The following is a 12894-nucleotide window of genomic DNA, read 5'->3' on the forward strand; positions in this document are numbered from 1 at the left end:
TGGAGGAATGAACGTTGAAGTATGGAAAAGTAGCAGTAGTTGGAGCACTATCAGTAGGACTATTAACAGGTTGTTTCGGTGAAAAACCAGAAGAAAACCTATATACAGCTTTTGAAACAGCGGCGACACAAGAGAAATCATTAGTTGATGAAGCGAAAAAATTAGAGAAGTTAGAGAAGGAAGGCCAAGAACTATATTCTCAAATTTTACAAGAAGGTAAAGATCATAATGACGCTGTTATGAAGAAAATAGAGCAGGCTACTGCCAATGTAGATAATCGTGAAAAAGCTTTGAAAAATGAGAAAGAAATGCTAGAAAAAGCTCAGAAAGAAACGAAATCTGTTCAAGGAAATATAGAGAAGCTTGAAGATAAAAAGTTACAAAAACAAGCGAAAGCAGTAGAAGAGTCGTATAAAAATCGTTATGATGCATTCCAAAAGATGAATGAAAATTATACGAAGGCGTTAGCGACCGAAAAAGAATTGTATGAAAAATTAAAAGTAAAAGAAACGAAATTAAAAGAGATTGGTGAAAAAGTTAAGGCTGTTAATGAATTAACTATGGAAGCACAAAAATCAAAAGAGCAATTTAACAATTTTACAAAAGAGTATAATGACAGTAAATTAGCATTCTACAAAGATGCAGAGATTAAGATTAAAGATAAGAAATAAAGAAGAGTTTTAAGCGTAATAAAAAGCCGGAGAAACATCGTCACAAATGTTTTTTCGGTTTTTTACGTTAAATGAATAGAAAAGACTGGAATTGATATCATAAAAGAGTTATAGTGAATTATTCCAAGGGAAACATTGTAAAGTAAGGAGACTGGAAATATGTCATATGAATTTTTACTCAAATTAGGTTTAGCACTCTTTTTAGGATTATTCATCGGGATAGATAGGCAGCTAAAGAATAAACCACTTGGTGTGAAAACAAGTATGGTTATTTCTGTAGCAAGTTGTTTAATTACGATGGTTTCAATTGAATCTGTACATGTATATTCTGTTCCAGGGCATACAAATATGGATCCCATGCGTTTAGCTGCTCAAATTGTGAGTGGAATTGGTTTTCTTGGAGCAGGTGTTATTTTACGAAGAAGTAATGACGTTATTTCTGGATTAACGACCGCCTCTATGGTGTGGGCTGCTTCAGCTTTAGGTATTGCGATTGGAGCAGGATTTTATTTACAAGCGACGGTTGCTATGATTTTAATTATTTTAGCAATTAATGTACTTCCGCAACTTGTGAAAATTGCAGGACCGTATTCATTAAGACAAAAGGACTTGTCTATTAAAATTACTGTAAAAGAGCATCATGAGTTAGATGGTATATTTAAGCAGATTAAAAATTTAGGAATGCATGTAAAACGCGTGAAGATTAAAGATATAGATAGTGGAGCATTTCAGCAATTAGAGATGGTTATTTTAGCTCCAGAAGATTTATATACAACTGAGTTATATAGCTCACTAAAAGAGATAGATCGTGTTGTTTCAGTTGAAGTGGAAAGTAGATAATTGTAACAAAAAAGAGTGAAGTGAATTCACTCTTTTTTGTTTGGATTTTTAAGGAAGTAAATTGATATAATGATGAGTAAACGAGGGGGAGAAATGATGGAAATACATATTAGAAGAGCGATAAAAGATGATATACCAGGTATAGCAAAGGTCCACGCTGATAGTTGGAAAACGACATATCAAGGCATATTCCCTAACGAGATTTTAGAAAATATAACATATGAGAAACGGGAAAAACAATGGGAAAACATTTTTCAAAAAGAAAGTAACCATCAATTTAGATTTGTAGCAGAGACGTTAAATGGAGAAATAGTTGGATTCATCGATGGAGGAGCAGAAAGAACTGGTACATATAATTGTGATGGAGAATTATATGCGATTTACCTTTTACAAGAGTATCAAGGCATGAAAATAGGACAAAAGTTATTTCAAGCTTTACTATCTGAATGTACAAACAATAATATGCAATCACTTTTAGTATGGGTTGTTACGAATAACCCTTCTAAAACGTTTTATGAAAAGTTTAATCCAGAAAAAATGGATACAAAATTTTTAGAAAGATTACAGGTGGAAGAGACAGCGTATTGTTGGAAAGATATTAATAATATTATTATGTAAAGTGTATGTTTGAAAGAGGTATACCAATTAAAGTATACCTTTTTTGTTTCACTCGAATGGTTGGGACATAATGCGAAAGATATATGAAAAGAAGAAATGAAAGTACTAACAAATAGAAATTTAGAAGTAGTAACTTCTTAGTATAAAATGATGTAAGAGTCTCTCATTGTAGAGACTCTTTTTTTTAAATGAAAATAACCAAAAATTACCATGTATTTAAATTAAAATTTAACACAATTTATATATAAATAAGGAGGTGATTGGTAATGGCTAGAAATCGTAATTCTAATCAATTAGCATCACATGGAGCACAAGCGGCTTTAGATCAAATGAAATATGAAATTGCACAAGAGTTTGGTGTACAACTTGGCGCTGATACTTCTTCACGTGCAAACGGTTCTGTAGGCGGTGAAATTACAAAACGCCTTGTAGCGATGGCAGAACAACAACTTGGTGGCGGATATACTCGCTAATTGTAGAAGGTTATAGGAGAAAGGAAGGATTCTTCCTTTCTTTTTTTTTCAATTAATTGGTATGGATATATTGTGAACTGGATTCAAAGAATAGGAATAATACTATATTTTCCCCAATTTCTTTTGTTGTGAATGGGAAGTAGTAAAAATGTAATAGCCCTGGTGGAATGAAAAGTTACGTTCCAGCAGGGCTATTATATGGTAAGAAATATATGATGAAAGGTTTCGAAGCCAACATGTTAAAAAAAGAAAACTGTTGTTTGATTGCGCTTGCATCAGTTCCACTTGTTATGACATTAGGGAATTCAATGCTCATTCCAATTCTGCCGACTATTGAAAAGAAATTACATATTTCATCGTTTCAAGTATCCATGATTATTACCATTTATTCTATCGTAGCCATTCTACTTATACCGATTGCTGGTTATTTATCAGATAGATGGGGACGAAAGATGGTAATGGTTCCGAGTTTGCTGATTGCGGCTATAGGAGGAGCGATAACTGGTTGGGTATCTTGGAAAGTTGATAATCCCTACACTTGGATATTGATCGGTAGAGCGATTCAAGGTATTGGTGCTGCTGGTGCAATGCCAGTTGTTATACCGTGTGTTGGTGATTTATACAAAGATGAAAAACAAGTTAGTACAGGTTTAGGAATCATCGAAACATCCAATACATTTGGGAAAGTGTTGAGCCCTATTTTAGGGTCTGCTCTGGCTGCCATTGTATGGTTCTTGCCGTTTTGGGCGATTCCAGTTTTATGCGTAGTATCAATTGTTTTATTACTTGTTCTAGTAAAGGCAAAGAAACAAGAAGGAGAAGTACCACCGCTTAAAGAGTTTATAAAATCAATTCTTGCTACGTTTCGAGAAAAAGGAAGATGGTTAATTGCCATTTTTGCATTAGGTGCAATTATTATGCTTATTTTATTCGGAATTCTCTTTTATTTGTCAACTATATTGGAATCAAAGTATGACATTCATGGTATTTGGAAAGGGTGTGTACTTGCAATCCCGTTACTTGTACTCTCACTTAGTTCATATATGGCTGGCAAAAAAATTGGAGATAACCAAAATGTGATGAAGAAGTGTATTTACATTGGTTTTTTAATGGCTGCTGCATCAGTCATCATTCCTTTATTTATAAAAGGAATTTATTTACTACTTCTTTGTCTCGTTATTATGGGGGTAGGAATTGGTATGGCACTCCCATGTTTAGATGCTCTCATTACACAAGGAATTGAAAAGGAGCAAAGGGGGACGGTTACGTCATTTTATAGTTCTATGCGATTTATCGGTGTAGCAGCTGGACCACCTCTATACTCTTTTTTCATGAAAGGTGCTGACCATGAAGTGTTTTATGTAACAAGTATTCTCGCTGGGATTGGTGCTGCTATAGCAATCATTTGGATTAAACCAGCAAAAGATGCAAAGAACGTAAAAAAGAAACCAGAACCTACTTCATAATTTGTAAGAGAATTGCATGATGTTTTCAGTAACATGCAATTCTCTTTCGTTCATTAGGAATAAATAACTTGTTTTAACATATAAAGTGCGACACTCCATATGATGAGACCAGAAAATTTATTTAATAATACGATTGTCTTTCCGGTTGAGTCTAGCCTTTTTAGAAATTTCCCCGCTAAAGCTAAGCTTATAAACCAAATCCAAGAAACGATAATAGTTGCAAGTGTGAAAGCCCATTTTTCATTTCCTATGTATTGAATCGAATTTGTTCCAATTACACCGATTGTATCTAAAATTGCATGTGGATTTAATAATGAAACCGATGCAGCGAAAAGTATTTGTTTTTTTACTGGCATACTTTTTTCTTGTTTTACATCGTTGGAAGGGGTACTTCTCCAAATAACAAAGCCCATGTATAGGAGAAAGAAAAATCCAATTATATATAACGAGTTAGTTAGCCAAGAAAAAGTAAGGAGTACAAGGGAAACACCTTGTACCGCTATCAATATGAGTAACGTATCACATATAGAGGCAGTTAATACGACAGGGGCTGCCCTCCAAATGTTTGGTTGGCTCGCACCTTGGTTAAAGACGAAAACATTTTGAACACCTAATGGAATGATAAGACCAAATGCAAGAATGATCCCATGAATAATTGCTTCACTCATCATATTTCCTCCTATTTAAATTTATTATGATAGTGTATATTGTATAGAAGAAATGAAAATTTGTATCCATATTCATACGCAACATTAGAAGAAATTGAAATAGGTATAAAAAAACTTGCACAACTAATGAAAAAGTAAGAGGAGAAAGTAATGAAACAATATGTAATTTGCCAAATTATCAATGGAGAAAAATATTTAGCTGCTTATGCGGAGACGAAGCAGGAAGCAATTGAAAAAGCAGAATTGTTAGGATTACGAACGGGAAATCGATACACCGTTATTACTGCAGAGGAAGCAGAAGGGTTAACTTATCCTTAAACAACGTATAATAATGATACAGAAAGTAAATAAGCTTAGTAATATATTATATTACTAGGCTTATTTTTTGAAAGCGTTACGTGTTCTCGTATAAAAGATAATAATATTATGAGTCAAGTTGACGGAAATAACGATTTGATTTTCGATCCTGATTTCCGTTTCTATAGTTATCAATATATTGTCTGAAATTCCACGATTGTAAAAACTTATTTGCGGCGTTATAACCAGAATTGTATAGCCACTCTTTTTCTTCCATTGTTAACTCAAAGTTTGTACTAGTAATGGATCCTGTTGGGATTGTAATTGTTCTTGCTTTTGATTCCTTGTCTAAATGACGTAAATCATGGGCTTGCATCATTGTTTTAAAAAGTCCTTTGAACATGGAGATAGGCTCGTTGTAGTGGGCTGGGTCAGCTTGAATCTCATCTTTTACGAAATGAAACCCAAAAGTCGGCCAGCGGGGAGAGGTAGGGGAGTCGAAAATCCAAATTGGATAATTGCTTAAAATTCCTCCATCAACCATATAACAAGGCTGCTTCCATTTTGGGGTTCTCCATTTTACCGGTTCAAAAAAGAAGGGGATTGTACTACTCATTCGTACAGCTTTAGCAATAGAGAAGCGATAATTTAAAAATCCGTAGTTCGGTAAGTCATCAGGAAAGATAACCATTTTACCATTACTTATATCAGAAGCGATAATTTTAAGCTTATTTAAATCAGGTAAATCTGTAAATAAGTGAACTCCTTTTTTTCGAAGTAATTCTTCAATCCATTCTTCGATAAAAATATTAGAGTAAATACCAAGAGTAGTCCATGCGCTTAATCCTTTTCCAATAAACGGGATTCTGTCAATAAAGGTTCTCTTCGTAAATTTATCATAATCAATATTTGTTATAATCGTTTTTAGCTCTGAGCAAGAGTATCCTGCTGCTAGGAGCGCAGCGATAATCGAACCAGCTGATGTTCCAGCTACACGTTCCCATTCATAGCCTTTTTCAGCTAACGCGCAAATTGCCCCTACATGCGCAATTCCGCGTACACCGCCTCCTTCAAAAACACCATCAATCTTCATAAAGTCATACTTCCTTTCACATAAAATATTTGAAAATGGCAAAAAAGCACGTATTATACGTGCTTTTTTACAATAGTTTTTAAATTTACTAGCAGCCTACAAAGCCACCCCAACAGCTAGCTCCGATGATGATTAGAAGGATAAATAAAACGATTAATAAAGCGAAGCCTCCATAACCACATCCACCACAACTACCGCCGTAACCGCCGCAACTATATCCGTAACCCATGTGGAATTCCTCCTTAAATTAAAAATAAAAATGAACGAGGGGAAAATGTACTGGAAGAAATAATGAACTATCGTGTTTGTAGGAACAATGTATACTATGCTTTTTTTAACTTGTTCGCGTATGAAGGAAGAGCCCGTTTTTTTGGAGGCTTGTTGTTTTTATAAAGAATGGAGTATAATTTTTGTGCGATGATACAAATAAGTATGTAAATATAAGGAGAATGTATGAATAAACAAATTGAAGTATTAATTGATAAATATGGGCTGACGCATTTAAAAGAGGAACTTATGAATACTGTATTTCCTTGTATAAAAGTTGTGCCAAAGCAGGAGGAAACAGTAGCGATAGGTAGTTCGAAAATGGGAGGGGTTCCTGACTTGCCATTTACATTTGAATATCCAACGCATAAAGGAAATACGTTACAGTTTATTGCACAATTTAATTTAAAGGATTTACAAAATATTGGTATGAATCACGATCTTCCTAAGACGGGGATGTTATATTTCTTTACCGTGGAAAATTACTTTGAAGAAGATGTGAATCCAACTGGAGCGGGGCGTGTGCTTTATTATGATGTTCCTGTAGAGCAATTACGAAGAGGAGATGAATTGCAAACGAATTATAACCAGTGTGCAATTACTTTTGAATTAACGTATAAATTGCCAGAGCTTTTCATTGAAGATGAGGCTGATTCGGACCGTTTCTTGCAATTACTTGAAGAGCTAATCCCAGACAACTATGATAACCATCAAATATTTGGTGAGCCATTTTCTGTACAAGATGAGGTATTATACGAGACTGGACAATATATGGACATAGATCCGCAGCAAATGACGCTTTTATTCCAAATTGATTCAGATACTAAAAATTGTAATATGATGTGGGGAGATTTAGGGATGCTTTATTTCTGTATAGGAAATGAAGACTTGAAAAATCGACGTTTTGAAAATGCATGTTGTGTATTACAAACTTGTTAATGAAAAGGGTTGTTCTTGTAAAAAGAACAACCCTTTTACAATGTTAAATATGCATAATCTCATATGACCTATACGAAAAAGTATTGTATACTCTGAAACTATACGATACTTTTTCGTATAGTTATAGAATGTAAGGAGTGACATGATGGGAAAGACAAGTAAGTATGTGACAGCTGCCGCACTTTGTTCAACTATAGTAATGGGGGGCTTACACGCGTCATCTGTATCTTATGCAGCTACAAATCAAACTGTAGCGACATCGCAATCAGATACAAAGTTGTTAAATGATTTCAAAAAAGAATTAAAAAAACAGGTTGATAATCGAGAAGAAAATATTACAATCACATATAAAACAAAAGATAGAAATGCTAGAAGTATTATGGATGAATTGTATGGCGAGTTTAATAAAATTGTAGATGCAGATGAGTATGTAAAATATAATGTAGCGTCTACTAGATATTCCATTAAAGGGTTACCAGGAAACTATACATTTACACTGCAAGTGAAGTACCGTGAATCGAAAGAGCAAACACAATATGTAAAATCTCAGGCAAAAGCGATTATCGGCTCGATTGTAAAACCAGGGATGGATGATCATGAGAAAGTAAAAGCTATTCATGATTACGTTGTAAAACATGTATCATATGATACGTCTTATCAAGCATATACAGCATATGAAGCATTAGCGAATCGCTCTGCTGTTTGCCAAGGATATACGTTATTAACATATGAATTGCTAAAAGGAGCAGGTATCCAAAACCATATTGTAACAGGTACAGGAAATGGACAAGCTCACGCATGGAATTTAGTGAACATTGAAAACAAATGGTATCATCTTGATACAACATTCGATGATCCAGTACCAGATAAAGCTGGGCGCGTAACATATTCATATTTTAATATGTCTGATGAACAATTAAGTAAAGACCACGATTGGGATCGTAGCAAATATCCAGCAGCAACTACAAGCTACTTTAATGAATTAACAAACAAAATAAAAGCGGGTAGTTCAAAGACTGCGGCGTATGAACAAATGTTAAAAGAAACAAATTTAAAATATATGTCTACACAATACGGAGCAGAGAATTATAGTGATTTTAAGAAGAAATTACAGCAACAATTTGCTTCTAAGCCAGAAAAGGTAGAAGTACGATATAAGCAGTCTATGGATGGGACGATGCAAGATATAAAGAAAGTATTAAATGAAATAAATTGGCCAAAAGGTGCAAAGCGTGTGTCTTATCAAGTAGCACCTTATAGTGCGATGGCAGATTATTCATTAGCGACAATTACATTTACGTATTAATCGGTGAAAGAGAGCATCTGTAAAGGATGCTCTTTTCCTTATGTATTACTACAAAAATCAGAATTATATGATAAAATGAAAGGAGGAAGGATGTGGAATCTAAATGAATTTGTTCGAGAGTGATATTTTTACATTGATATATACTTGTTTAGTAATCGGACTTATCGTTTTGTTTTTCCTATCATTTACTTTGTTTATTAGAAGAGTATTTCTAAACAGCGCTGCAAAAAAACAACAAGTGATGCATATGAATCAGAAGCTAGATCGAATTATTGAATTGCTTGAAAAAGATAAGGAATAGCGATAAAAGAAGTATGAAAAGGGGAAAGAGAATGGCCAATTATATAAAAGAATTACGCGAAAAAGTAGGGCATGATTATGTTTTCTTAAACTTTGCCGGTGGTTTTGTATTTAATAAAGAAGGAGAAGTATTACTGCAAAAAAGAGGTGACTTTAACGCTTGGGGCTTTCCAGGGGGGGCAATGGAGATAGGAGAATCGGCTGCAGAAACTGCAATTCGAGAAATAAAAGAAGAAACCGGGTATGATGTAGAAATAAATGAACTTATTGGAGTGTATACAAAATATTTTCAATCATATCCAAATGGAGACAAGGCGCAGTCAATTGTGATGTGTTTTTCATGCTCAATAGTTGGAGGCGACAAAAAAGTAGATGGTGATGAAACGTTGGATTTGAAGTTTTTCCCGTTAGACAACATGCCACCGTTATTTTGTAAACAGCATGAAGATTGCCTGCAAGATTTATTGGAGAAAAGGGTAGGGGTATATCGTTAACATATAAAAAAGAAGCTAAATGAGATTAGCTTCTTTTTTATGTTTTATTTATTTCCACCAATCATCAAACATTGATGCTGGTACTTGTCTTTTATGCTCACTCACTGTGTAACGTTTTTCAATCTTTTCTGCAACGTCAGCTGGAACTGTTTTACCTTCTAAATAGTCATCAAGTTGATCATACGTAATACCTAACTCTGTTTCATCAGCTTGACCTGGCTTTTCATCTAATAAATCAGCTGTTGGCATTTTTAAGTAAAGTCGCTCGTCCGCACCTAATTCTTGTAATAGAGCGCGTCCTTGGCGTTTCGTTAATCCCGTTAATGGTAATAGGTCTGCACCACCATCTCCGAATTTTGTAAAGAATCCTGTTACAGCTTCTGCAGCGTGATCTGTTCCGATAACAAGGAGCCCTTTTTGTCCACCGATTGCATATTGTGTAACCATGCGGATACGTGCTTTTACGTTACCTTTATTGAAATCTGTTAACGATTCATCTAATAAGTTTTCGTATTGATTTGAGAAAGCATCAACAGTTGAAGCGATATCAAATGCAACAGATTGATCAGCTTGAATAAATTGTAATGCTAATTGCGCATCATCTTCATCTTTTTGCACTTTATAAGGAAGGCGCACGGCGATAAACGTTGCATTACCACCTTCATTACGAATTTCCTCCACTGCAAGCTGAGCTAAACGTCCAGCTAATGTAGAGTCTTGTCCGCCACTAATTCCAAGTACAAATCCTTTCGCACCTGTTTTTTTTACATAATCTTTTAAGAAATCAACACGTTTACGGATTTCTGCTTTCGGATCAATTACAGGTTGAACGTGTAATGCTTTCATAATCTGTTCTTGTAATGTCATTATGTTTTCCTCCTATTCATATTAAAGCGGTAAATAAGTTTATATGTATATTGGTACATACTTCTATCCTTTATTATTTCGCAAAATTAACGAATATACAATAGGATGTGTGTATGAATATGAATGTAGTCATTATAATGAAACTGCATCATTTAAGCAATTTTTTTGAAACCTTTCAATAATGTAAGGTTTTTGTCATTTGAATCGATGGAAGGGATTTCCGTACTTTACTAATATAAGAACATAGTTAGTAGAAGGGCGGAGAAGTAATATGAATATTAGAGAACTCGCATATCGGAATGTGACGCGAAATAGACGAACATATTCAGCATATTTTTTAAGTAGTGCATTTGCTATTATGGCCTTTTTTGTTTATTCGTTTTTTGCGTTTCATCCGGCATTAAGTGCTGGAGAATTGGGACGATATGTGTTCGTAAGTATGTCTTTTGCACAGTCCATTATTTACTTATTTACATTTTTCTTTATTTTATATTCGATGGGAATGTTTTTAAAAACGAGAAAGCGTGAACTAGGAATTTTAATGATGTTAGGTATGACGAAATATCAATTAAAGCGTCTTATCTTTTTTGAAAATATTATGATTGGAATAGGGGCAATTATTTTTGGGATACTTGCTGGAATGCTATTTTCCGGAATATTACTATTTATAGCTCCAATGATATTAAAGTTAGATATTTCCTTATCTTATTACATTCCAATGAAAGCCATTGTTGTAACGAGTATTATGTTTTTCGTATTATTTATGATCATTTCATTGTTTAGTGCAGGAATGATTCGAAAAAATAAAATTATGAAATTGTTTAGAGGATCGGCAGAAGCGAAGCCGGAACCGAAAACATCCATTATTTCTTCTATATTAGCAGTTATATTGCTTAGTGCCGGATATGCAGGAGCGCTTATGTCACACGGTGCAATGGTATTTATCATGATGATTCCTGTTACAACGGTAGTCATTATTGGTACGTATTTGCTGTACAAGCAGTTGAGTGTTTTTATTATTAGACTATGTAAAAAAAGTAAACGTTTTTATTGGACACAGACAAATATTATTACGTTGTCAGATTTAGCTTACCGTATGAGAGATAACGCAAGAATGTTCTTTATTGTAACGATAATTTCAACTGTAGCATTTTCAGCAATAGGTACATTAGTTGGCTTTACATCAATGACAAAGGCGGTTATGGAGAGACCAATTGCGTTTCACTATCATTCTAAGCAAGGAAATAGTAATGAATCACAGCATTTGAAGATGATTGACGAAGGGTTAAAGAAACATAGTATAGCAGCTTCAAAAACTAATATTTCAACAAAGAAAACGGAGGAGCAGTCGTTAAGAAGCGCCACGTTTATAAAGGAATCAGACTATAAGGAATATGCGAAGTTAACAGGAGAACCCTTTCATGAGGGATCCAAAAAAGAAGTTTTATTTTTGGCAGTTGATATACCAGGACCACCGATGAAAGAAAGAAAAGAAATTACGTTGCCACATTTGAATGAACCTTTAAAAGTGAAAAAAATTAATACGTCTTCATTAAGTAAAATAATAAGAGGTAACGTTTATGTAATCTCTAACAAGCAGTATGATGCATTACAAGATGGATTTAAAGAGGAAAAAAATTATGTATACAAAACAGAGGGAACGAAAGATGAAATTGAGGTTGGGAAAGAACTAACGCATCAGATGAAACCTTATGAAGAACATGCAACGTTTAGTGCAGAAGAGTACGCACAAAACCAAAGTTTACAAATTGCAGGACCAATTCTATTTGTAGGTTTCTTTATCGGTATTGTATTTTTTGTATGTGCAGGAAGCTTCCTTTATTTCCGGTTGTTTTCTGACTTGGAGGACGATACTCGTTTGTTTGAAATGATTCGAAAAGTAGGCTTAACAAGTGGAGAATTATCGAAAGTAGTTACAATTCGATTGGCGCTTTTATTCTTTGTTCCAATAGGTGTTGCAACATTACATGGGGCAGTAGCGTTAACTGCACTCGGACAGATGTTTGAGTACTCACTATTTAAAGAAAATGCGATTGTATTAAGTATTTTCGTAGGAATTCAAGTTGTATATTTTTTACTGATTCGATTTCGTTATTTAAAACAATTGAAAGAGAGATTACGTATTCGTTAAATGTGTTTTTTTAACTTGAGTACAAAATTTTCTAAAAAGAGGCAGGTATTACCAAAAAGTGATAAAATGGAAAAAGCGAGGTGAAAAAATTAATAAATAGTAAGGGAGGAAGTAATATGAAAGCAACAGGAGTTATTCGAAAAGTAGACGAATTAGGACGAATTGTAATTCCTAAAGAATTACGTGATGTATTGGGAATACAAATTAAATCACCGCTTGAAATTTTCGTAGAAGAAGACAAAGTCATTTTACAAAAATATCAACCTTACAATGCTTGTCAAATAACAGGTGATGTTTCAAATCAAAACATATCATTAGCAAATGGAAACATTACTGTTAGTATAGATGGAGCGAAATATTTAATAAAAGAAATAGAGAAGTTTTTAAACAAGAGTGAGGCTTAGTCTTAATTTATATTATTTTAAAAATTTCATATCATTCTT

Annotated in this window: 16 protein-coding genes; 12 read left to right on the forward strand and 4 right to left on the reverse strand. The window is 34.0% G+C overall.

What is annotated here, in order from left to right; all coding sequences use genetic code 11:
* Positions 1–14 precede the first annotated feature (14 nt).
* From PSR14_RS10665 to PSR14_RS10685, 5 genes are all read left to right on the forward strand, one after another.
* Positions 15–671, forward strand: a complete 657-nt coding sequence (locus PSR14_RS10665; RefSeq protein ID WP_000873557.1) for a YkyA family protein — start codon at positions 15–17, stop codon at positions 669–671.
* 159 nt (positions 672–830) lie between these two features.
* Positions 831–1511 (forward strand): MgtC/SapB family protein, encoded by a 681-nt coding sequence (locus PSR14_RS10670; RefSeq protein ID WP_000119508.1) that lies wholly within the window; start codon positions 831–833, stop codon positions 1509–1511.
* A 93-nt stretch (positions 1512–1604) separates the two neighbouring features.
* On the forward strand, positions 1605–2129 hold the full coding sequence (locus tag PSR14_RS10675; protein WP_073536147.1) for a GNAT family N-acetyltransferase: 525 nt from the start codon (positions 1605–1607) through the stop codon (positions 2127–2129).
* A gap of 266 nt (positions 2130–2395) precedes the next feature.
* The gene (locus PSR14_RS10680) at positions 2396–2602 is read left to right on the forward strand and encodes an alpha/beta-type small acid-soluble spore protein (RefSeq protein ID WP_000113545.1); all 207 of its coding nucleotides are present in this window, start codon (positions 2396–2398) and stop codon (positions 2600–2602) included.
* 236 nt (positions 2603–2838) lie between these two features.
* Positions 2839–4068, forward strand: a complete 1230-nt coding sequence (locus tag PSR14_RS10685; RefSeq protein ID WP_033670231.1) for an MFS transporter — start codon at positions 2839–2841, stop codon at positions 4066–4068.
* 53 nt (positions 4069–4121) lie between these two features.
* Here PSR14_RS10685 and PSR14_RS10690 read toward each other — a convergent pair whose 3' ends face one another.
* Positions 4122–4736 (reverse strand): LysE/ArgO family amino acid transporter, encoded by a 615-nt coding sequence (locus PSR14_RS10690; protein WP_001287306.1) that lies wholly within the window; start codon positions 4734–4736, stop codon positions 4122–4124.
* Between the two features lie 150 nt (positions 4737–4886).
* On the opposite strand from PSR14_RS10690, the gene PSR14_RS10695 reads away from it, so the two are divergent.
* Positions 4887–5054: a DUF3933 family protein gene (locus PSR14_RS10695; protein WP_000816383.1), complete on the forward strand. Its 168-nt coding sequence runs from the start codon at positions 4887–4889 to the stop codon at positions 5052–5054.
* Positions 5055–5160: 106 nt separating this feature from the next.
* On the opposite strand, the gene PSR14_RS10700 is transcribed toward PSR14_RS10695, so the two are convergent.
* Positions 5161–6126, reverse strand: a complete 966-nt coding sequence (locus PSR14_RS10700) for a patatin-like phospholipase family protein (protein WP_000686816.1) — start codon at positions 6124–6126, stop codon at positions 5161–5163.
* A gap of 88 nt (positions 6127–6214) precedes the next feature.
* Positions 6215–6355, reverse strand: a complete 141-nt coding sequence (locus PSR14_RS10705; protein WP_000540423.1) for a YjcZ family sporulation protein — start codon at positions 6353–6355, stop codon at positions 6215–6217.
* A 224-nt stretch (positions 6356–6579) separates the two neighbouring features.
* Between PSR14_RS10705 and PSR14_RS10710 the strand changes: the two genes are divergently transcribed.
* The 4 genes from PSR14_RS10710 to PSR14_RS10725 all read left to right on the forward strand — a co-directional run bounded on the left by PSR14_RS10710 (position 6580) and on the right by PSR14_RS10725 (position 9432).
* Positions 6580–7332, forward strand: a complete 753-nt coding sequence (locus PSR14_RS10710; protein ID WP_001041265.1) for a YwqG family protein — start codon at positions 6580–6582, stop codon at positions 7330–7332.
* Positions 7333–7477: 145 nt separating this feature from the next.
* Positions 7478–8638 (forward strand): transglutaminase domain-containing protein, encoded by a 1161-nt coding sequence (locus PSR14_RS10715; RefSeq protein WP_000520841.1) that lies wholly within the window; start codon positions 7478–7480, stop codon positions 8636–8638.
* Between the two features lie 103 nt (positions 8639–8741).
* Positions 8742–8939, forward strand: coding sequence for a DUF4083 domain-containing protein (locus PSR14_RS10720; protein ID WP_001048096.1), 198 nt, complete (start codon positions 8742–8744; stop codon positions 8937–8939).
* A 31-nt stretch (positions 8940–8970) separates the two neighbouring features.
* The gene (locus PSR14_RS10725) at positions 8971–9432 is read left to right on the forward strand and encodes an NUDIX hydrolase (protein ID WP_000035006.1); all 462 of its coding nucleotides are present in this window, start codon (positions 8971–8973) and stop codon (positions 9430–9432) included.
* 48 nt (positions 9433–9480) lie between these two features.
* Here PSR14_RS10725 and nadE read toward each other — a convergent pair whose 3' ends face one another.
* Entirely contained in the window at positions 9481–10299 is an 819-nt protein-coding gene (gene nadE, locus PSR14_RS10730) for an ammonia-dependent NAD(+) synthetase (RefSeq protein ID WP_000174879.1), read from the reverse strand.
* Positions 10300–10570: 271 nt separating this feature from the next.
* Here nadE and PSR14_RS10735 point away from each other — a divergent pair, with 271 nt between their 5' ends.
* Both PSR14_RS10735 and PSR14_RS10740 read left to right on the forward strand, forming a co-directional pair.
* On the forward strand, positions 10571–12451 hold the full coding sequence (locus PSR14_RS10735) for an ABC transporter permease (RefSeq protein WP_001026023.1): 1881 nt from the start codon (positions 10571–10573) through the stop codon (positions 12449–12451).
* A 116-nt stretch (positions 12452–12567) separates the two neighbouring features.
* Positions 12568–12855: an AbrB/MazE/SpoVT family DNA-binding domain-containing protein gene (locus PSR14_RS10740; protein ID WP_000648330.1), complete on the forward strand. Its 288-nt coding sequence runs from the start codon at positions 12568–12570 to the stop codon at positions 12853–12855.
* Positions 12856–12894: the final 39 nt, after the last annotated feature.

Origin of the sequence: Bacillus sp. A01H, assembly GCF_045277205.1 — a bacterium.
GTDB lineage: Bacteria > Bacillota > Bacilli > Bacillales > Bacillaceae_G > Bacillus_A > Bacillus_A paranthracis.

Excerpts from the sequence above, each read along its gene's own strand:
- nadE (WP_000174879.1), bottom strand. The coding sequence starts at position 10,299 with ATGACATTACAAGAACAGATTATGAAAGCATTACACGTTCAACCTGTA.
- PSR14_RS10670 (WP_000119508.1), top strand. The coding sequence starts at position 831 with ATGTCATATGAATTTTTACTCAAATTAGGTTTAGCACTCTTTTTAGGA.
- PSR14_RS10685 (WP_033670231.1), top strand. The coding sequence starts at position 2,839 with ATGTTAAAAAAAGAAAACTGTTGTTTGATTGCGCTTGCATCAGTTCCA.
- PSR14_RS10705 (WP_000540423.1), bottom strand. The coding sequence starts at position 6,355 with ATGGGTTACGGATATAGTTGCGGCGGTTACGGCGGTAGTTGTGGTGGA.
- PSR14_RS10720 (WP_001048096.1), top strand. The coding sequence starts at position 8,742 with ATGAATTTGTTCGAGAGTGATATTTTTACATTGATATATACTTGTTTA.
- PSR14_RS10725 (WP_000035006.1), top strand. The coding sequence starts at position 8,971 with ATGGCCAATTATATAAAAGAATTACGCGAAAAAGTAGGGCATGATTAT.
- PSR14_RS10740 (WP_000648330.1), top strand. The coding sequence starts at position 12,568 with ATGAAAGCAACAGGAGTTATTCGAAAAGTAGACGAATTAGGACGAATT.
- PSR14_RS10710 (WP_001041265.1), top strand. The coding sequence starts at position 6,580 with ATGAATAAACAAATTGAAGTATTAATTGATAAATATGGGCTGACGCAT.
- PSR14_RS10735 (WP_001026023.1), top strand. The coding sequence starts at position 10,571 with ATGAATATTAGAGAACTCGCATATCGGAATGTGACGCGAAATAGACGA.
- PSR14_RS10680 (WP_000113545.1), top strand. The coding sequence starts at position 2,396 with ATGGCTAGAAATCGTAATTCTAATCAATTAGCATCACATGGAGCACAA.
- PSR14_RS10675 (WP_073536147.1), top strand. The coding sequence starts at position 1,605 with ATGATGGAAATACATATTAGAAGAGCGATAAAAGATGATATACCAGGT.
- PSR14_RS10690 (WP_001287306.1), bottom strand. The coding sequence starts at position 4,736 with ATGAGTGAAGCAATTATTCATGGGATCATTCTTGCATTTGGTCTTATC.
- PSR14_RS10700 (WP_000686816.1), bottom strand. The coding sequence starts at position 6,126 with ATGAAGATTGATGGTGTTTTTGAAGGAGGCGGTGTACGCGGAATTGCG.
- PSR14_RS10695 (WP_000816383.1), top strand. The coding sequence starts at position 4,887 with ATGAAACAATATGTAATTTGCCAAATTATCAATGGAGAAAAATATTTA.
- PSR14_RS10715 (WP_000520841.1), top strand. The coding sequence starts at position 7,478 with ATGGGAAAGACAAGTAAGTATGTGACAGCTGCCGCACTTTGTTCAACT.